Raw genomic sequence first — 18,105 nt, forward strand, 5'->3', positions numbered from 1 at the left:
TGTAGATGTAAAGATAGCCTACGAATGGGAATCGGAATCGAGAGAATCATCTAGCAAGGCTGCCTAAATGCTTCCACACATGTTGATGATGCCTCAAAAAATTACAACAAAATCAAAAAAAGCCTAATTGATGGCGAATTGAACCTTATAGGAATTACATCTACATTGGAAAATGTTCCAGGAACCGGAGGCGATTTCAACTACTACGAACTTGGCCCGGAAATGCTTCTGGACGGTTCCTTGAACGAAGAACAGCCTTTAGAAAACATCCGCAACTACATCTACTATACCGAAACCAATTCCGTCATTGATTCTGCTGATATAGCCAAAAATGGAAACGAGTTTTTCCTAGGTAATCACGACAACGCCGCCTACTATCTTTTCTACAAAAAGTCAGAAATTACAACTCTTGATTTCGAATTCCTTGGAACCATCAGTCAAAAGGCGGAACGCTATGTGATTTACGCCGACAACTGCGTATTGCCCAAAGATTTTCTTTTCAAGAATAACATCGTGTTTAAGAAAATTCCAAGAGACGTGAGGAAATTCTAATGCTTTTAAAACCGTACCAGAAACAGATTATAGATGACCTTGCTCGCTATCTTGAAATTTTAAAAGAAAAGGGAAACACTGCAGTTGCCTTCAATGAATTCTGGCAGACCCATCCTCGCACTGCAATTACGCCTATGCTTGGCGAATCCGTGGAACCGTACAAGAACAATGTTCCTGGCGTACCTCATGTCTGCATAAAGGTTCCTACCGCTGGCGGAAAAACCTTTATCGCAGCCAATGCCCTAAACACTATTTTCAAGGCTTTCAACAGCACACGCCCAAAAATAGTGGTGTGGCTTGTACCGTCCAATTCGATTCTGGAACAAACCCTTCGCAATTTCGGCAATCCAAAGCACCCGTACCGAGAACAGCTGAACACAGATTTTGCGAACAGGGTTGAAGTCTTCGACAAGAAAATGTTATTGCAGGGCGCAGGCTTCAACTGCACCTCCGTTCATGAAAATCTTTCGCTTTGCATTCTAAGTTTCGATAGTCTCCGCGCAAGAAATGCAGAAGACAGAAAAGTCAACGAAGAAAATGGCAATCTACAGTCATTTGCCAACCGCGTAGATGAAGAAGAAATCTCGGTAATGTCCGTTCTGCGTTCGCTAAATCCTGTTGTAATTGTTGACGAAAGCCACAATGCAGAAAGCGAACTCAGTGTGGAAATGTTGAAAAATCTAAATCCCAGTTTTATTCTGGATTTGACCGCTACACCTCGCAAGAACAGTAACATCATCAGCTTTACTTCTGCTCTTGAACTCAAGAAAGAAAACATGGTAAAGTTGCCGGTGATTGTTTACAACCATCGCAAAAAAGAAGATGTAATAAGTTCTGCGTTGGAACTTCGCACTCGCTTGGAAATGGCTGCAAGTGAAGCTAGTAAAAACGGGGCGCCATACATCCGTCCCATAGTTCTTTTCCAGGCGGAGCCAAAAACAAAGAATGTCAACGCCACCTTTGAAAAAATAAAATCAATGCTTTTGGAATTGAAAATTCCAGAGGAACAGATCAAGATAAAGACTGCCGATAAAAATGAATTGCAGAATGTGGATTTGATGTCTGCCGATTGCCCGGTACGTTATATCATTACGGTAAACGCGTTGAAAGAAGGTTGGGACTGTCCATTCGCCTACATTCTTGCAAGCCTCGCAGACCGTAGTTCCAGCGTAGATGTGGAGCAGATTCTTGGCCGAGTTTTGCGTTTACCTAATGTTCGCAAAAATGAAAACGCAATGCTTAACATGAGCTATGTGTTTACCGCCTCTGCAAAATTCGGCGAAACTCTGGATAGCATCGTGAAGGGCTTGAACCGTGCTGGGTTCAGTAGCAGGGACTATCGCCAAATTGAAATTGAGGAACCGGAAAATTCTGGAAATGCAGGTGGGGCTACTGCGGAAAATACTGGAGCGACTGAACCGTCGCTGTTTGCTGACGTTAATAAGCCTGACGATTTTGATGTTTCAAAAATTTTCTGGAAGCCGGTTCCCGTGCTTGGCGGAAACGTTGTGGAAAAATCCGCAGGCCATGCATATATCGACAATGTTGCAGAGCAAAATTCCGTAATCGCAGAAATCACAAAGCAGGCCATTGCCGAAAACCAGAAATTGGAAAATCAAGTTGCGGCAAACGCAAAATCTCCGTTAATGCCTAGTGAGGTGAGCAAGCAAGTGAAAACATACGACGTGAAGGGAATCTTCAAGGAATCCGTAGCAAATCTCAGACTGCCGCAGTTCTATTACAGACACGCTCTGCAAAATGATTTGTTCAACTTGAACTCGGAACCTTTTGAAAAGGACATGCTCCTGAAAAAGTTTCCCCTAAAAAATGCGGACACGAACATTGATTTTCAAAATGTCGAATTGGACATCCGTCGTATCGACTTGGATGAAACGCAGAAGGATTTCACTCCCACAATTTTCAATGTAGATAAGCAACGGCAAATCGAAATACTCGGGTGGCTTACTAGCATCAAGGACTTGGATAAAAAACGCAAGTTGTGTGCTGAAAATCTTCGCGGATGGATTGGCAATATGTATCCCATTCCCGATCCGGATATAGTTGAATACATTACCCGAGTGCTACAAAACTTTTCGGATGCGGACTTGAACAACATGCTGAATTCCCAATCGCTTTATGCCGACAAGATTAAGCAAAAAATCAATGAGCTTTCGGCAAAGTATATCGAAAGCGAATTTGACAAGTCCTTGGATCAAGATAAAATAGAATTGAAACCGACTTACGAAATTCCAGAAAAATTAAATCTTTCCGCTGTCGGAAAGCCGCTCCCGAAAACACTTCACGAAGCCGAAGAAAATGTCAATGGTTTTGAGGAAGAAGTAATCAACGCTGTCGCCAATATGGAGAACGTGGAATTCTGGACACGCAATCGCGAAAAGAAGGATTTCTGCATCAACGGCTTTATCAATCACTATCCGGACTTTATCATCAAAACAAAAAATGGCAAGGTCGTTTTGTTAGAAACCAAGGGCGACCATCTGGATGCCGAAAAGAAAATTAAATTAGGGAAAAAATGGGCGGAAAAGGCTGGTAATGAATATCGTTATTGCCTGGTGTATAAAACCCGTATGGTTGAGGGTGCATATACGAAAGATGAATTTCTGAATGCACTAGAAAATTGGTAATTTTTGATGAGTCTTGAAATGCTGTGGTTGATGTAGGTGATTGACTATTATGTGTCGCATTTTTCTTTTTTTCGTTCTCGCTCTAGCTGAATTCTCTTTTGCAGTTGATATTGCGGAAACAGAGGACGAATCAAAGGCCTTTTTAGTTGATGGCGATGAAGTTTTAGAACCCCACGAGGAGCTTGAAGAGATTGAGCCTATACGGTGTGGAGCGATGTCTTATTCTTGTGATTCGATAGAGTATATCGTCCCTGAGGAGTCTGGTGGTAATTGGTTTGGTGCGATAGCTGCTTCGGTGACTGTGACGGGGACCGTCACGTATTTTGTAGGAAGAAGTCGGGGCGAGAATGTGTGTGATCGAAAAAAGGCATCAACGCTACGTATGATAGGTGCTGCCGTATCGATTATTGGTGTAATCGGATTTGTATATAGTTTTTGGTTTTAACAAGAGCTATTGCGGCGCCTCAAGGATTAAATTCCTATACCTACCTGCCCTAAATATTTGTAAATTTGCAATGTGGCACGGATTTTGCGAAGAAATAAAATGCGGTTGAACACCAGCTTGCCTGGCGGTCTTTTTCTGTGCCTTTTTCTTGGACTCGTGACGATCTTTACAGGCTGTGAAGAAATCGAGGAAGACAAGCCCTGGATTCAGGTGGAACGTCCGGACATGCTGTTTACGGATACGACCTTGATGGATAGCTACGACAAGGGTGTTCTTGCCTGGAAATTGAAGACGGCCTATCTGGAACGCTGGGGCAACAAGGACTTGGTCTTTGTGCGTCCGGTGCTTGTGGATATCTACGATTCCCTAGGGGAGCGTACTGCGTTTCTTCGTGCGGATTCCGGCCGGATGGACATGAAGTTCAGCTACGTCCACGCCTACGGGCACGTTTACGCCTTGACTCCCAAGGGGGCTTCCGTCAGGTCCGATTCCCTGATCTGGAACAAGAGGGACAATCATGTCCGTACGGACAGCTACGTCCGTGTGGTCAGCGAAGACGGTGACGTGCTGCAGGGCAAGGGTTTTGTCAGCGACGCCCAGCTGGATAACTGGCGAATACTTTCCAACGTGACGGGAATTTTTCAGGATGCGGCAAAGCGTCTGAAGGAAGAGGACGAAAAGGAGGCGGAAGCTATTGAGAGCCGTAACCGCGCCATGGCCCAGCCTCCTAAGGCCGCTCCTGCGCCGGAACCGGATCCAAAGGCGGAAACCGAACGCAAGGCTTCTCCCCGCCGGCCTGTCCAGGACTTCCGTAACCTGAAACGGGCTGGCAATCGTCCCTCTGCGAAAAAGGTGGAGGGAAATTGATACGTTTTGACCTCGGACGTTTTCTGCTAGTGTTTATGGCGAGTGTGCTTGTATTTCTCGGCGAGGTACAGGCCCAGAAGTCTCCATTAATCATGAAGCATGCAGATAGTCTTGCGGTGGCCCGCAAGCGCGGCTCCCTTCTTTTGCAGGGGCGAGTACATTTTATTCATGATAGTGTGAATGTCAGGACCCAGCGGGCTACCTGGAATAAGGATGGCGAGGTGGTCGCCTGCGAGGGCGGTTTCCAGTTTACCCATCCCTCTGGCTGGATCGACGCCAAGCAGGGTGTCTACCAGAAAAAGAAGGGGATTGCCTCTGCTACGGGTGATGTCCACGCCGGGGATTCCGCCAAGACGTATTATGCCACGGGCGAGTATGTGGAATATGACAAGGAGCATGAAATCCTTACCATGCCGGAAAAGCCTGTGCTGTATTACTACGACAAGAAGGATACAGTCAGGAACGGTAAGCAGGAAGTTCAGGTGGACACCGTGACGGTTGTTGCAAAGAGGATTGTCTACAACAAGAAGGAGACTTTTGCGGAGGGCAAGGGAGACGCATCCATCACCCACAAGGACGTGTCCATCAAGGCTGACGAAATGACCTATGACCGTAAGATCGACTATGCCCGCGGAGTGGGAAACGTGGTGATTACCCACGACTCTGTTACGGTATATGCAGACCGTATCAACTACAACAAGAAGGATGATTTTGCGGAAGCCTTCAACAATGTGAAGGTGACTCAGGAAGACATGGTGGTGACCTGCGATACGGGCTATTTTGACCGCAAGAATAACTGGATGTCCATGAAGGGCAATCCCAAGTGTGAACTGAAGAATTATAACCTGACGGGAGATTCCATTTTCCTGACGTTAGATTCCTCGGGAAAGAGCTTGAAGTCCGCCCTAGTGATCCGCAATGCTCACGGCCTCCAGCAGGAAGATGCCAAGAGGAACAGCCCCGGCAGTGTGACGGAGGCTTTCGGGGATACGCTGTATGCCCAGTTTGACGGTAACAAGATCGAGCGCCTTTACGTGAACTTGAATGCCCGCGGCTTTTTTTACGAGAAGGATCTGGATAACTATCGTAACAACATGAACGGGGACCGTCTGGATATGTATTTTGAAAATGGAAAAATGCATCACGCCATCGTATCCGGAAAGGCCCAGAGCACGTATTATTATGTGAAGAAGGATCGTTCCGTGTCTGGCCGTAACGAGGCTGCCGGCGATACCATCTACATTAAGTTCGACCCCAGAAAGAACGCTGTGAAAACGTTACGAATGTTGGGCGGTTCCACAACTCCTTCCAGCGGCCGCTATGTGGACATGGAAAAGGAAAACCGTAACAAAAAGAATTTGACAGAATCCGCACCTAAGGCCGATATAGCTGATAAGCCTGTAGATGTTGTCGGTACTGCTAAGTCCAAGACTTTGAAGGCTGCTACACAGTCCCTGCTCAAGGCAAAGAGGCCGCAGGAAGCCTCCCAGGAGAAAAAGAAATGAAGAACATTGTAAGTACCATTCGCACCGAAAAATTGCGTAAGGTTTATGGCGGTCGCCAGGTGGTGAGCGATGTTTCCATTCGTGTCTCCCAGGGTGAAATCGTCGGACTTCTCGGTCCCAACGGTGCCGGCAAGACGACGTCCTTCTATATGATCGTGGGCATGGTTCGTCCCGAGTCCGGACATATCTTCCTGGACGATATTGAAGTGACGGACAAGCCCATGTACAAGCGCGCCCGCCTGGGGATTGGCTACCTCCCGCAGGAAGCGTCCATCTTCCGCAAGCTTACGGTGGAAGAGAACATCATGGCGATTCTTGAAACCCAGGATATGAAACGTGCCCAGCGCAAGATCCGCCTGGAAGAACTTCTGGAAGAATTCAAGATTACCCACATCCGTAAGACTAAGTCCATGAGCTGCTCCGGTGGTGAACGCCGTCGTCTTGAAATTGCCCGTGCCCTGGCTTCCGATCCTTCCTTCCTCCTGCTGGATGAACCTTTCGCAGGAATTGACCCCATTGCGGTGGCGGACATTCAGTCCATTATCTCTGGACTTCGCGATAAGGGGATGGGAGTCCTCATTACGGACCATAACGTCCGTGAAACGCTTTCCATTACGGATCGCGCCTACATCATGTACAAGAGCCAGGTCCTTACGGAAGGTTCCTCGGAACATTTGGCCAACGATCCCGAAGCAAGAAGAATTTACCTAGGCGATAGCTTTAGGCTGGATTAAAGAGGTTTGTTATGGAAATGGGAATAAACGTCGGAATGAAAACGGGTCTGGAACAGACCCTGTCTCCGCAGCTATTGCAGTCGGTTACCATTTTGCAGAAAACCTCCCTGGAGCTGGAGACTGCCATCCGCGATGAGCTGGAGTCCAACCCCCTGCTTGAAGTGGATGAGTCCGTTTCCGACGAAGACCGGGAGGTCCGCGAAAGCGAACTGGAAGGATCCGACGTCAACGATGATTATGACGCCAGGGAAGATTCCTCCGACGGTGATGATTTTGAAAGAGGCGCCCTGGATATGGGTGGCGATTTCGATGACTACGGTAGCGACCGCCTGGGGGATGGAACCCGCGAAGACGACGCCTCCTTTAACGAAGTGAACATGATGCGAGAGTCCCCCGAAGAAGAGTGGGACCGCCCCATCAAGGATTTTGGAAAGCCTCTCCAGGAACAGCTGGAAGACCAGCTAGGTATTTGGAAAGGTACCAGCAAGCTGTTTGAAGACCTGGCCGAAAACGGTTGCGACGAAACCCACTTCCGTGAACTGGTGAAGTACATCATCAGTTCCGTAGACGAAGACGGATTCCTTTCCAGCTGTGACGAAGACAAGATTAGTGGAATCAATTCCAGCGACAAGTTTATCGTGGAAATCGAGAAGGTGATCCGTGGTGAATTGGACCTGAATGAAAACTCCGTTTCCTTGCCGGTACACGAAGCGTTCCATGTGCTTCACGGATTTTCTCCCAGTGGCGTTGGAGCACGTAACCAGCGCGAGTGTTTTTTAATACAGGCGAATCGTATTCCCGGTTTCCCAGTCCTTGGAATCAAGATTCTTGAAAACTGCTACGAGGATTTGCTGGCCCTCCGCTATGCAAAAATCGGAAAGACTTTAGGAGTCTCCACTGAAGAAGTGCAGGCGGCTGTCCGTGCTTTCGCCCGCTTGAGTCCCCATCCCGGTTTCCAGGTGGCAAGAGTTCCTGCGCACACCATTTCCGTGGACTTGAAGCTTGAAGAGAAAAACGGTAAGCTGGAAGTGAAGTCTGTTCGTTCTTCCAACAGCAGGCTCCGCGTGAATTCCACCTACAAGGCTCTGGCCAACAGCAAGAGCGCTTCCAAGGAAGACAAGGCCTACATCAGGGCCCACGTTGCCAAGGCGGAGGAGTTCATCAAGGCTGTCAATAATCGTTACTCCACTATGGAGCAGGTCATGGGCGAAATTCTCAAGCGCCAGAAGGATTTCTTTACCAAGGGGCCTGCATTCCTGAAGCCCATGGTGCTGCAGGATATTGCGGATGAAATCGGGAAGGATGTGAGCACGGTGAACCGTGTGACCAACGGTAAGTTCGTGGATACGCCCTACGGCATTTTCGAGCTGAAACGTTTCTTTACATCCGGTATCAAGCAGAAGACTTCCGCAAGTGGTGATGGCACCGCGGAAGGCTCCGAAGAAGTGGTGGGTTCCGCCCAGGTCATTGACGCCATGAAGAAGATGATCGACGAGGAAAACAAGAAGAAGCCTCTCTCCGATCAGGCGATTTCCGATAAACTAGCGGAGATGGGGATGAAGGTTGCTCGCCGTACGGTGGCCAAATATCGTGAGAACGTTTTGCACGTCCTTACCGCAAGTCAACGAAAGCAGTAAATGATGCAAGGGGGGCACACCCCCCTTGGAACCCCCAAAAAACAATGCGCCATCGCAAACGAAGTTTGCTTAGCTTTTGTTTTTTGTTTGAGGGGCTCTGAAGTGCCTCCTCAAAAGCGGCATTTTTTCTCTGGTAAGACTGTTCCAAGTTGGAATATGGTTCGGACGTTTTTTGCAAATAAACTTGTTCTTTCGTGGAAAAAAGATGTATATACTCTAAACGTGGGACGCAAGTCCCGGCAAGAATAACTTTTTTCTACGGAGGTTTTTACTATGGATATTCAGTTTTCTGCTCGCCACTTTAACGCATCTGCAGGTCTCCAGGATCGTATTCAGGAAGAAATGGACAAACTCGCCAAGTTCTACCCGAATATCACCAGTGCTTCCGTAATCCTTGACCACGAAGTCGAACATCAGCGTCATTGCGAAATTACCGTGAACATTACCGGTTCCCAGGTGGTTGCTTCCGCTGACGAAGAAAACATGGGCAAGGCAGTGGATGTCACTCTTGAACGCATCAAGACCCAGCTGAAGAAGGCTAACGAAAAGCAGAATGACCATCGTGCACAGCCTATGTCCGACGTTGTTTAATTTGTGCTCATCTGAAAGCTTTTGTCAAATTTTAGGGAATCATCTTGAAAAAGGTGATTCTTTTTTTATATCCGGACTTTTGCGAAAGAAAATTGTTTAACTTTAAGGCATGGCTGAATCTAGACTGAAAGATATTAAGATCTTGCACAGGGAACGTTTCCTGGTGAGGGACTTCTTCTGCCGCTATGGCAAGGACCTGCAGATGGCCTGCCATTCATCGGACGCAAGCTTGGACGCTCCCATTGCGGAAAGTGGTATCCATAGACCGGGCCTTGCCATGGCAGGATACACCAAGGTGTACAGCTCCCAGCAGATTCAGGTGGTGGGCCATACGGAATGGAACTACCTGGAATCTATCGGTCATGAAGGTCGCGTAAAGGTCTTTGAAGGCCTTATGGAGTTTAACGCTCCCATGTGGGTGGTGACCCATGCCCAGATGCCCCACCCGGAGCTGAGGGACATGTGCGAACGCAAGGGAATTCCCCTGTTCTCTACCACCCTCCATACTTATGAATTTGTGAAGCTGGCTCAGCGAATCCTGGAGGAGTTCTTCGCTCCCCACGCCATTATCCACGGAAGCCTCGTGGATGTGTACGGTGTGGGCATGCTCTACATCGGCGACAGCAATGTGGGAAAGTCCGAATGCGTGCTGGACCTGGTGGAAAGCGGTCACCGTATGGTGGCTGACGATGTGGTCCATATCAGCAACGTAGGACGTTCCATTATCGGTCGCCCGGACCCGCTGATCAAGCACCACATGGAAATCCGCGGCGTCGGCATCCTGGATATCCGCTCCATGTTCGGTATCCACGCGATCCGCAAGCAGAAAAAGATTGAGGCTATCGTGGAGTTGCAGCAGTGGCGCCAGGATGGCTCCTATGACCGAACCGGCCTGAAGGGTGCCGAAGAGGATATCATGGGAATCAAGATCCCGAAGATTGTCATTCCTGTGGCACCGGGTAAAAACTTGACCGTGATCTCCGAAGTCATCGCCATGAACACCTTGATGAAGATGAACGGCCAGAATGTGGCCGAAGACTTCAACGCTGCCCTGATGCAGAAGATCAAGGCTAAGGCCAAGGGCGAGTACGTGGACGAACTGCTGGATTTCGACCCTCAGAATTGGTCCTACTATGAATAGATTTATCCGACTGGTAAAAGAAAACGTCATTCCCTCCATCGTCTTTGCGATACTGGTGGTTTCCTGTGTTGGTGCCTGGTATTTCTTCCATCCGTCCAGTCCCTACCATCCCCGTTATTCCTTTGTGGTGTCCTATCAGGCTATTGGTACCTTGTCCCCTGGCAATCCGGTGGAGGTTCGCGGTATCAAGGCCGGCGAAATTACCAAGGTGGAATTGACCGAGGATGCGGTTTATGTGACCGCCCGAGTTTATTCCACTGTCAAGATTCCCGTGAATTCCGAGTTCCGCCTGATTAACTCTGGCCTGATGGGTGAACGGGAAATGTGCATCCTGTCTGGCGATAGCGAGAAGCTTATTGCCGACGGGGATACCTTGTTCGGAAAATACGACGAGGGAACTTCCGGAGTGTTCAAGAGCCTGAGTGAGGCCTTTGACAATCTGACGGATATTCGCGATACATTGAAGGCCCTGATCGAGGCTGTTACGGAAGGTGACGCAGGCAAGCAGATCCAGCGCGTGATTTCCAAAGGCCAGAAGATTGTCCGTATGACCAAGCAGGACGTAAAGTCCTGGATGGGGGATGCGGAAAAACTGCTGGGTGACCTGGACCATTCCCTTTCGGAAGCCAAGGGCATCATGGATAACGCGGTCGGCAAGGGTGGCCCCAAGGTGGAACAGCTTGGCTCCTATGTGGACCGTCTGGACGCGCTCCTGACTCGAGTGAAAAATGCGTCCGAACAGGTTCATGGCTTACTGGGCAAGTTTGCGGAAAAGAACACGGTGGGCCTCGTGCTGCAGCCTGGTGGGGCCCTGTCGAAGGAGCTGGATGCTATCCTGAAGGATACGGAAGCCCTCTTTGATGACATCCGCAAGAACAGTCTGAAACTGAATGTGGACATTTTCTAAACTTTTTTTTGAGAAGTCTGTCCTTTTTGTAAAAAAAAAGTTATTTATCACTCTATTAGTACAAGTGAACGATTTTCCCCTTCAACAAGGAGTTAACCATGGCTGAAAAGAAACCTGTGAAGATGAGCGACGCCGACCTCAAGTTTTTTGAAGAAATGTTGATCGAAAAGCGTCGTGAACTGGTGAACGCCCAGAGCGAAAACGAAAAGGCCGAAACCTTCAAGAGCCAGGTTCAGGCTGGTGACGGTGGCGAATCCAATAGCGCAGATCTGGCTACCGACTATAACGCCCTGGAAACCAACTTCTCCCTGGCCGCTCGTGAAGGCAAGTACCTGGTCTATCTGGAAGAAGCCCTGAAGCGCATCAAGAAAGGTACCTTCGGTGTCTGCAAGGTTTGTGGCGAACTCATTCCCAAGGCCCGCCTGATGGCGGTCCCCACTGCTACCAAGTGCGTGAACTGCAAGGAAGAGACCAAGCGCAAGGAACGTGAAGACAGCCGTCTTGAAATGGCTCGCCTCATGGCCGAAGAACAGCGCCGCGAAATGATGAAGAAGAACGCTGGCCGTTAATCTTCTTTTTTCACCAACGAAAAATACGTTTGGGTGAAGCCCTGCAGCTAGACTGCGGGGCTTTTTTTTAAATTGGTCATATGCAGGTTAGGTACATTTATTTTTTATTGATGGCCTTCGTGTTGGCTGCCTGTGGTGGCTCTTCCGACGAAGAAAGTTCCAATCCCGTGACTGGTATAGAAGAAGAATCATCTTCATCTACGGTTCAGTCATCCAGCTCTAAGGAAAATATTCAGTCTAGTTCCAGTACGCCGGAACAATCCACGTCGGAAGAAAGTTCCTCAGGTCTTATTGAATCCTCCAGTTCGATGGACGTTTCCTCTAGCAGTGAAGATGTGTCGTCTAGTAGCCAGGCGGAATCCTCCGACAGCGAAAGTTCTTCTAGCGAGGAAGAACCCGTTGGCTGCAAAAGCGGAAGCATTGCGGATTATCCCTTGGTCGACGACTATCTGAATCCTGATATTAATTATGGTGAATTAGTGGATGAACGAGATGGACAAGTCTACAAGACTGTTGTAATCGGTCGCCAAACCTGGATGGCCCAGAACCTGGCTTTTGAAAGGGATAGTTCTTGCGTAGATTCTCTCAAGAGCAGTGCTAAATTCGGTGCGCTTTACAAGGAGTATAAGGCGTTTGATCTGGAGCAGCGATTCAGTTCAGGACGTGTAAATGGACACCTACGAGGGATTTGTCCGGAAGGTTGGCATATTCCTACCCACAATGAGTTTGTTGAATTGCATACTTATCTCAAAATGACCTATGATTCCTTGAACTGGGCTTCAAATCTAAAGTCCAAGGACGGCTGGTATATTTACCCTTCGTCAGGGGAAGTGTTGTCGAAAGGCGGTCTTAATGGTACCGGTTTTTCTGCAATACCGATAAACCTGGGGGCAAGTTTCTGGGCGGACGATAGCGTTGGCAGCTATGAAGTTCTCAAATTGAATCATACTAAGGATGAGGTCTGGCCATACAATTACGAGAGTTTCGTTGTATGGGATGGATGGAGCATTCGCTGTATCAAGGATACGGTTTATGAACCAGTGCCTCCTTGTAAAAATGGTGAAGCGGACAATTGCGAATATGGAACGTTTATCGATGAAAGAGATTCTCAGGAATACAAGACAGTTCATATTGGGCCTATGGAATGGATGGCTGAAAATATTCGTTTCAACACTGCAAATTTCTGGACGAGTAATTCCGATAAGGATACCGGAGAACGGTATTATATTGCTGAGCATGCCATAAAAACTGCATGCCCAGAGGGATGGATGTTGCCTAACCGTTCTTTGTGGGAAATGCTATTTGACCTAACGGGTGCTAGGGAAAATGCGGAAGTGCTGTATTCAACAGAGGGGTGGGATGCTGGCGAACAGGCTGATGGGTATGGTTTTTCCCTGAAGCCTACGGGAAAATTTGTGTATGCGGGTAGTCCTGGTAAATTTGAAGAAGTTGGTGTGAACGCCTATTACTGTTATGAGGCGAAAAGTACTTCGGGAAAACTTGAACGTTATATCGAGTTTGGAAAGAGCAGCTGTAAACATCCCATCTATGCGTCTATAAATACCTCGACTTCCACACACTATTATTCAGTCCGTTGCGTAAAGCGTCAGACCTGGTAAAATCCGAAGAATGTGTCTGCCAGCTTGGCGCGGAAGGCGTGGATGCGGTCTGCATTGGCTTCCCGATGAGGATAGGTGAAGTTGGATAGCAGCACTACGGCGGCGCCCTGGTCGGGGTCGGCTACGATGCTTGCGCCTGTGAAGCCTGTCTTGCCGAATGCCCGCGGGGAGATTTTCGTGCCCATAAATTTTGGGGCGTTCAGTTCCCAGCCAAGGGCGGTACAGTCGCCGGCGGCCCCGGCGGGACAGCTCCCATAGGCGGGATTCATAAAGGCATTGGAGCTGGCCAACTGCAGGATTCCTGCAGGGGCGACGCGGACACCTTCGCGGGACACGCCGTCGTTCAGCATCATCTGGACGAACTTCAATAAATCCGGGACGCAGCTGAACATGCCTGCACTTCCCACAGGGAAAAGTTGACGTAATACCCAGGCACTTTCGTCATGGATTTCTCCCTGAATCTCGCGGCCTCTGAAGGCGCAGATTTCCGTAGGGGAGATTTCCTCTTTTGGAATCCTATGGAAGTCCCTGGTCAGCGGGTCCCATCCGGAGCGGTTCATGCCCAGGGGTTCAAAGAAATACTTGCGGCCCTGTTCCTGCAGGCTCATTCCGCTGATCCTGTCCAGGATCATTCCTAGCAAGACGCTTGCGGGGTTGCCGTAATTGAAAGCGTCCCCTGGGGCCTTTTCGAACTGGTACGTGTACAGCGCATAGAGAATGCCTTCCGGCGGCAGCGTCCTCAAGGTCTTCATGGGGACCCTGTAATCCAGGCTATGGGTCAGCAGGTGGAAAATGCGGATGTCTTCACGATAGTTTGTTTGTAATTCAGGAATGAAGTCGACGACTTTGCTATCCACCGAAAGTTTCCCTTCCAGAATATAGCGGAGGGCGAGCGTTGACGTGGGGCAGACCTTGGTAAGGCTTGCGATGTCGAAAACAGTATTTTCGGGAGTGTTCAGGGTAACAAGTTTCTGGGTTCCGTCGGGGAGGATGAATCCTGCTACCGCCTTGTTGAAAACGCCTTCATTTTCGGCATTTTTCAGCAGTTTTACAATTTCTTCATCGTTGATCATCATGCTCAAAATATAAAACTTGTGGAAGATGCGGGCAATCGTCAAAATAAGCCGAAAAACAGACGTTTCTGCCGGTTTGTAAACTTTGGGAAATGTATCGAAAAACTTATATTATGCTTGTAAAACGTATGGAGATTAGAATATGAGCAATGGTGGAAAGACCATTCTGGTTGTTGATGACGACAACATGTCCATGAAAATGACGGAATTGATCTTGCAGGAAAACGGCTATACTGCCGTTACTGCAAATTCTGGGGAATGCGCCCTGGAAATTCTTCGTCAGGGCGGAATAGACCTTGTTCTTCTCGATATTGAAATGCCTGGCATGAGCGGCATTGAGACCCTGGACGTGATCCGCGGCGATCAGCAGCTGAAGGATATGAAGGTCATCTTCCTTACGGTGATGATGGTGGAATTCTACAAGCAGGAGGCATCCCGCCTGGGTGCTGCCGACTTTGTCCAGAAACCGGTCCTGCCCGTGGAACTGGTCTCCAGAATTTCCAAGGTTCTCCGTGCCAGCGAAAAGCAGCGCATCCTGGTGGTGGACGATGACTCCATGAACTTGCGTTTTGCCAAGCGTATGTTGGGCGATCACTACGAAATCTCCTGCGTCTCCTCCGGTAGTGAAGCTCTTGCGACCATTGGCGATTTTATGCCGCACCTTGCTCTGTTGGACCTCCATATGCCGGAAATGAACGGCTATGAACTTTTGGCTGAAATCCGCAAGATTCCTCAGTTCGAGGACCTGCCGGTGGTGTTCCTGACTGCGGACAATGACCGTGAAACGGAAATTCAGGTGTTCAAGGCCGGTGCCTTGGATTATATCCAGAAACCCTTTATTGCAGATGTGGTATTACACCGTCTAAACAGAATTCTGGATCTGAAGCGCCTCCAGTCCTCCCTGCAGGACGAAGTGGAAAAGCAGACTGCGGAACTTTCCGAAAGCCGACGCAAGGTAACGAACCTTTCCCTCCAGGTGGTGACCACTTTGGCAAGCACCATCGATGCTAAGGACAAGTATACCAACGGTCACTCTATCCGTGTGGCCAAGTATTCCCGAGAACTGGGACGCCGTATGGGCAAGACTCCCCAGGAACTGGAAGAAATCTACTTCATCGCCATGCTTCACGATATTGGTAAGATCGGTATTCCTGATGCCATCATCAATAAGACCAGCAAGCTGACGGACGATGAGTACAATACCATCAAGACCCATCCGGGCATTGGTGCTGAAATTCTGAAGAACATTTCCGAAATGCCCAATATGGAAATTGGCGCCCATTGGCATCATGAACGCTATGATGGCCGCGGTTACCCTGATGGACTGAAGGGTTCGGAGATTCCTGAAATTGCACGAATTATCGCTGTGGCAGATGCCTATGACGCTATGACTTCCCGCCGTAGTTACCGTAGCGCCCTTCCCCAGGAAGTGGTTCGTGGTGAAATTGAAAAAGGCAAGGGACTGCAGTTTGATCCCCAGATTGCGGATAAGATGCTGGACATGATTGACGATGACCGCAACTACGCAATGCGCGATGAAGGAAACTATGGAGCCTTCTAGTCCGTCCTTGATAAAAAAATTCGTCAAGATTTTCTTTGACGACGAAATTGATATTCAGACAAGAATGCTAAACTTGATCATGTGGGCCGTCTTGGTTGGCGGTTTCCTGATCACTTTGTTCCTTCTGATCCTGGATGGCATCGGCGCTGCGGTCATTATCTTCGGCCTGCTCCTGGTGGTGGCCATCGGCATTTTCTTCTCGGTAAAGAAGATGCCCCAGCTTTCGGGTACCTTCGTGACCTGTATGGCCAATGTGATATTCTTCCCCATTATTTTCTGCCAGATGGGCGGCCTTCGGAGTGGCGTGGTTCTCTGGTTTGTGTTGGGACTCATTTTTGCCTTTATTACCTTGAGGGGGCTGCTAAGCTTTTTGGTCTATATCATTGGCCTGGCGACGCTGTGTGCCACGATCTTTTTCAGTAACGCCCACCCGGAATATGTGTCCGAAATGCCGGCCATATTCTGGACGGAAAATACGGTGGTGTCCCTGATTATTGTCTCGGCGGTCTTTGGCGCCATCTTTAAGTATCAGAATTACGTGTACGCAAGACAAAATCGCCTGCTGATGGATCAGGAGAAAAAGCTCCGTGAGACCATGGAAGACTTGAAGGTGGCTAGCCGCGCCAAGTCTGAATTCCTTGCCAACATGAACCATGAAATCCGTACGCCGATCAATGGTATTTTGGGTATGAACGCCATGCTGTTGAGGGAATGCAAGGACGATAGCCAGAAAGAATATGCAATGAATATTCATAGTGCTGGCCATACCCTCCTGTCTATTATCAACTCTATCCTGGATATTTCAAAGATTGAATCCGGTAAGATGGAGCTGATTCCTGCGGACTATGAACTGTTCTCGGTACTCAATGACTGCTATAATCTGGTTGCATCCAGAGCGGAGGACAAGGAACTGAATTTTAAGCTGGACGTGAATCCCACCCTGCCGTCAGTCCTGTGGGGGGATGAAGTTCGCGTCCGCCAGATTATCAACAACCTGCTGTCCAATGCGGTGAAGTATACGGAGAAGGGCTATATCAAGCTGTCTGTAGACTATGAACTGCCTGCAGGTGATTCCGTCTGTGTGGATGGTTCCCGAGTGATGCTGAAGGTGACTGTCAGTGACTCCGGTATGGGCATCCGTAGGGAAGACCTTTCCAAATTGTTCCAGATGTTCCAGCGTATTGACGAGAACCGCAACCGTACTGTGGAAGGTACGGGCCTTGGCTTGAATCTGACCAAGAAGCTGGTGGAAATGATGGATGGATCCATTGAGGCGTCCAGTGAATACGGCAAGGGATCTGTTTTCTCCGTGTTCATTCCCCAGGTGGTAAAGAACGCCTCTCCCATGGGGGACTTCGCTGAAAAGTACAGAGCTTTTGTGGCAAAGGCTGAATCCCAGAAGGAAGTGCTTGTGGCCCCTGGCCGCCATATTTTGGTGGTGGATGACGTGAAGATGAACCTGAAGGTGGTGGAAGGCCTCCTGAAGGAAACCAAGATCAAGGTGGACACGGCTACCGGTGGCAAGCAGGCTCTTGACTTGATCCAACGAACCCGTTACGATGTAATCTATCTGGACCACATGATGCCGGAAATGGATGGCATCGAGACGATGCGCCTGATGCGCTTGCTGCCTGGCAACCAGAACAGGACTACGCCTATCGTCATGTTGACTGCGAATGCGGTGATTGGCGCTAAGGAATTTTACCTGAAGGAAGGCTTCTCGGATTACCTTTCCAAGCCGGTTCGCGAGGCGGACCTGATCGCGTCCCTAAAGAAGTACTTGCCTAAGGAATCCGTAGTTGTCGCAGAAACTCCTGCGGAACCGGTTGCGTCCCTTTCTGAAAAGATGGAAGCGCGTATCCAGAAGGTGGAAACGGAAGTTGCCGCTAGTGGTAATTCGGCCTTCGAGAAACTGAATGCCATTCCGGATATTGATGCCAAGGCCGGTCTTGAACTATGCATGAACGATGAGGAATTCTACCTGGAAATGGTGGAGGAATTCTGCAACGGAAACAAGAAGGCTGACCTGGAAAGACTTTTTGCTGCGAACGATTTTACGAACTATCGAATTACGGTACATGCGCTGAAGAGCACTTCGTTGACCATCGGACTTTCGGAACTTTCCGCATCGGCGAAGGCGCTGGAAATGGCATGCGCTAGTAATGATGTGGACTTTGTGAAGGCTAATCACCAGCCGCTGATGGAAAAATACGATCGTATTCTCCAGCTACTGAAAGAAGCTATTTCTTGAGATTGGGT

General features: G+C 48.9%; 15 protein-coding genes. 14 read left to right on the plus strand and 1 reads right to left on the minus strand.

The features are described from left to right. Nucleotides 1–165: 165 nt before the first annotated feature. From BGX12_RS01735 to BGX12_RS01795, 12 genes are all read left to right on the plus strand, one after another. Entirely contained in the window at nucleotides 166–552 is a 387-nt protein-coding gene (locus BGX12_RS01735; protein ID WP_109734376.1) for a hypothetical protein, read from the plus strand. Next, nucleotides 552–3,197, plus strand: a complete 2,646-nt coding sequence (locus BGX12_RS01740) for a DEAD/DEAH box helicase (RefSeq protein WP_109734377.1) — start codon at nucleotides 552–554, stop codon at nucleotides 3,195–3,197. Before BGX12_RS01735 ends, BGX12_RS01740 begins: the two co-directional genes overlap by 1 nt. A 49-nt stretch (nucleotides 3,198–3,246) precedes the next feature. Then, a complete protein-coding gene (locus BGX12_RS01745; RefSeq protein WP_109734378.1) occupies nucleotides 3,247–3,642 on the plus strand; it encodes a hypothetical protein in 396 nt (131 codons plus the stop codon). A gap of 99 nt (nucleotides 3,643–3,741) precedes the next feature. Next, complete coding sequence (gene lptC, locus BGX12_RS01750; RefSeq protein ID WP_109734379.1) at nucleotides 3,742–4,509, plus strand: LPS export ABC transporter periplasmic protein LptC; 768 nt, start codon at nucleotides 3,742–3,744, stop codon at nucleotides 4,507–4,509. Nucleotides 4,510–4,601: 92 nt separating this feature from the next. Next, nucleotides 4,602–6,014: an LptA/OstA family protein gene (locus BGX12_RS01755; RefSeq protein ID WP_233246211.1), complete on the plus strand. Its 1,413-nt coding sequence runs from the start codon at nucleotides 4,602–4,604 to the stop codon at nucleotides 6,012–6,014. Then, nucleotides 6,011–6,748, plus strand: coding sequence for an LPS export ABC transporter ATP-binding protein (lptB, locus tag BGX12_RS01760; protein ID WP_109734381.1), 738 nt, complete (start codon nucleotides 6,011–6,013; stop codon nucleotides 6,746–6,748). Before BGX12_RS01755 ends, lptB begins: the two co-directional genes overlap by 4 nt. Nucleotides 6,749–6,759: 11 nt before the next feature. Next, the gene (gene rpoN, locus BGX12_RS01765; RefSeq protein WP_109734382.1) at nucleotides 6,760–8,385 is read left to right on the plus strand and encodes an RNA polymerase factor sigma-54; all 1,626 of its coding nucleotides are present in this window, start codon (nucleotides 6,760–6,762) and stop codon (nucleotides 8,383–8,385) included. A 273-nt stretch (nucleotides 8,386–8,658) separates the two neighbouring features. Beyond that, nucleotides 8,659–8,976: a ribosome hibernation-promoting factor, HPF/YfiA family gene (gene hpf / locus BGX12_RS01775; RefSeq protein WP_109734384.1), complete on the plus strand. Its 318-nt coding sequence runs from the start codon at nucleotides 8,659–8,661 to the stop codon at nucleotides 8,974–8,976. A 109-nt stretch (nucleotides 8,977–9,085) separates the two neighbouring features. Then, a complete protein-coding gene (gene hprK, locus BGX12_RS01780) occupies nucleotides 9,086–10,117 on the plus strand; it encodes an HPr(Ser) kinase/phosphatase (RefSeq protein ID WP_109734385.1) in 1,032 nt (343 codons plus the stop codon). Beyond that, on the plus strand, nucleotides 10,110–11,024 hold the full coding sequence (locus tag BGX12_RS01785) for an MlaD family protein (protein WP_109734386.1): 915 nt from the start codon (nucleotides 10,110–10,112) through the stop codon (nucleotides 11,022–11,024). Before hprK ends, BGX12_RS01785 begins: the two co-directional genes overlap by 8 nt. Before the next feature lie 98 nt (nucleotides 11,025–11,122). Then, the gene (locus tag BGX12_RS01790) at nucleotides 11,123–11,593 is read left to right on the plus strand and encodes a TraR/DksA C4-type zinc finger protein (protein ID WP_109734387.1); all 471 of its coding nucleotides are present in this window, start codon (nucleotides 11,123–11,125) and stop codon (nucleotides 11,591–11,593) included. Between the two features lie 110 nt (nucleotides 11,594–11,703). Continuing rightward, nucleotides 11,704–13,212 (plus strand): FISUMP domain-containing protein, encoded by a 1,509-nt coding sequence (locus BGX12_RS01795; protein WP_158278136.1) that lies wholly within the window; start codon nucleotides 11,704–11,706, stop codon nucleotides 13,210–13,212. Here BGX12_RS01795 and BGX12_RS01800 read toward each other — a convergent pair. After that, nucleotides 13,200–14,288, minus strand: coding sequence for a serine hydrolase (locus BGX12_RS01800; RefSeq protein ID WP_233246212.1), 1,089 nt, complete (start codon nucleotides 14,286–14,288; stop codon nucleotides 13,200–13,202). The two genes, BGX12_RS01795 and BGX12_RS01800, sit on opposite strands and share 13 nt — an antisense overlap. A gap of 139 nt (nucleotides 14,289–14,427) precedes the next feature. On the opposite strand from BGX12_RS01800, the gene BGX12_RS01805 reads away from it, so the two are divergent. Together BGX12_RS01805 and BGX12_RS01810 are read left to right on the plus strand one after the other, a co-directional pair. Next, a complete protein-coding gene (locus BGX12_RS01805) occupies nucleotides 14,428–15,846 on the plus strand; it encodes a response regulator (RefSeq protein WP_109734389.1) in 1,419 nt (472 codons plus the stop codon). Continuing rightward, a complete protein-coding gene (locus tag BGX12_RS01810; protein ID WP_158278137.1) occupies nucleotides 15,833–18,097 on the plus strand; it encodes a hybrid sensor histidine kinase/response regulator in 2,265 nt (754 codons plus the stop codon). The genes BGX12_RS01805 and BGX12_RS01810 overlap by 14 nt, the downstream gene beginning before the upstream one ends. Nucleotides 18,098–18,105 lie beyond the last annotated feature (8 nt).

The sequence above is a fragment of the Fibrobacter sp. UWR4 genome (assembly GCF_003149045.1).
In the GTDB taxonomy this organism is placed as follows: Bacteria; Fibrobacterota; Fibrobacteria; order Fibrobacterales; family Fibrobacteraceae; genus Fibrobacter.

Bases quoted from the DNA above. Each gene is read 5' to 3' on its own strand.
- BGX12_RS01740 (WP_109734377.1), top strand. From the start codon at position 552: ATGCTTTTAAAACCGTACCAGAAACAGATTATAGATGACCTTGCTCGC.
- BGX12_RS01745 (WP_109734378.1), top strand. From the start codon at position 3,247: ATGTGTCGCATTTTTCTTTTTTTCGTTCTCGCTCTAGCTGAATTCTCT.
- lptC (WP_109734379.1), top strand. From the start codon at position 3,742: ATGCGGTTGAACACCAGCTTGCCTGGCGGTCTTTTTCTGTGCCTTTTT.
- BGX12_RS01755 (WP_233246211.1), top strand. From the start codon at position 4,602: ATGAAGCATGCAGATAGTCTTGCGGTGGCCCGCAAGCGCGGCTCCCTT.
- lptB (WP_109734381.1), top strand. From the start codon at position 6,011: ATGAAGAACATTGTAAGTACCATTCGCACCGAAAAATTGCGTAAGGTT.
- rpoN (WP_109734382.1), top strand. From the start codon at position 6,760: ATGGAAATGGGAATAAACGTCGGAATGAAAACGGGTCTGGAACAGACC.
- hpf (WP_109734384.1), top strand. From the start codon at position 8,659: ATGGATATTCAGTTTTCTGCTCGCCACTTTAACGCATCTGCAGGTCTC.
- hprK (WP_109734385.1), top strand. From the start codon at position 9,086: ATGGCTGAATCTAGACTGAAAGATATTAAGATCTTGCACAGGGAACGT.
- BGX12_RS01785 (WP_109734386.1), top strand. From the start codon at position 10,110: ATGAATAGATTTATCCGACTGGTAAAAGAAAACGTCATTCCCTCCATC.
- BGX12_RS01790 (WP_109734387.1), top strand. From the start codon at position 11,123: ATGGCTGAAAAGAAACCTGTGAAGATGAGCGACGCCGACCTCAAGTTT.
- BGX12_RS01795 (WP_158278136.1), top strand. From the start codon at position 11,704: ATGGCCTTCGTGTTGGCTGCCTGTGGTGGCTCTTCCGACGAAGAAAGT.
- BGX12_RS01800 (WP_233246212.1), bottom strand. From the start codon at position 14,288: ATGATGATCAACGATGAAGAAATTGTAAAACTGCTGAAAAATGCCGAA.
- BGX12_RS01805 (WP_109734389.1), top strand. From the start codon at position 14,428: ATGAGCAATGGTGGAAAGACCATTCTGGTTGTTGATGACGACAACATG.
- BGX12_RS01810 (WP_158278137.1), top strand. From the start codon at position 15,833: ATGGAGCCTTCTAGTCCGTCCTTGATAAAAAAATTCGTCAAGATTTTC.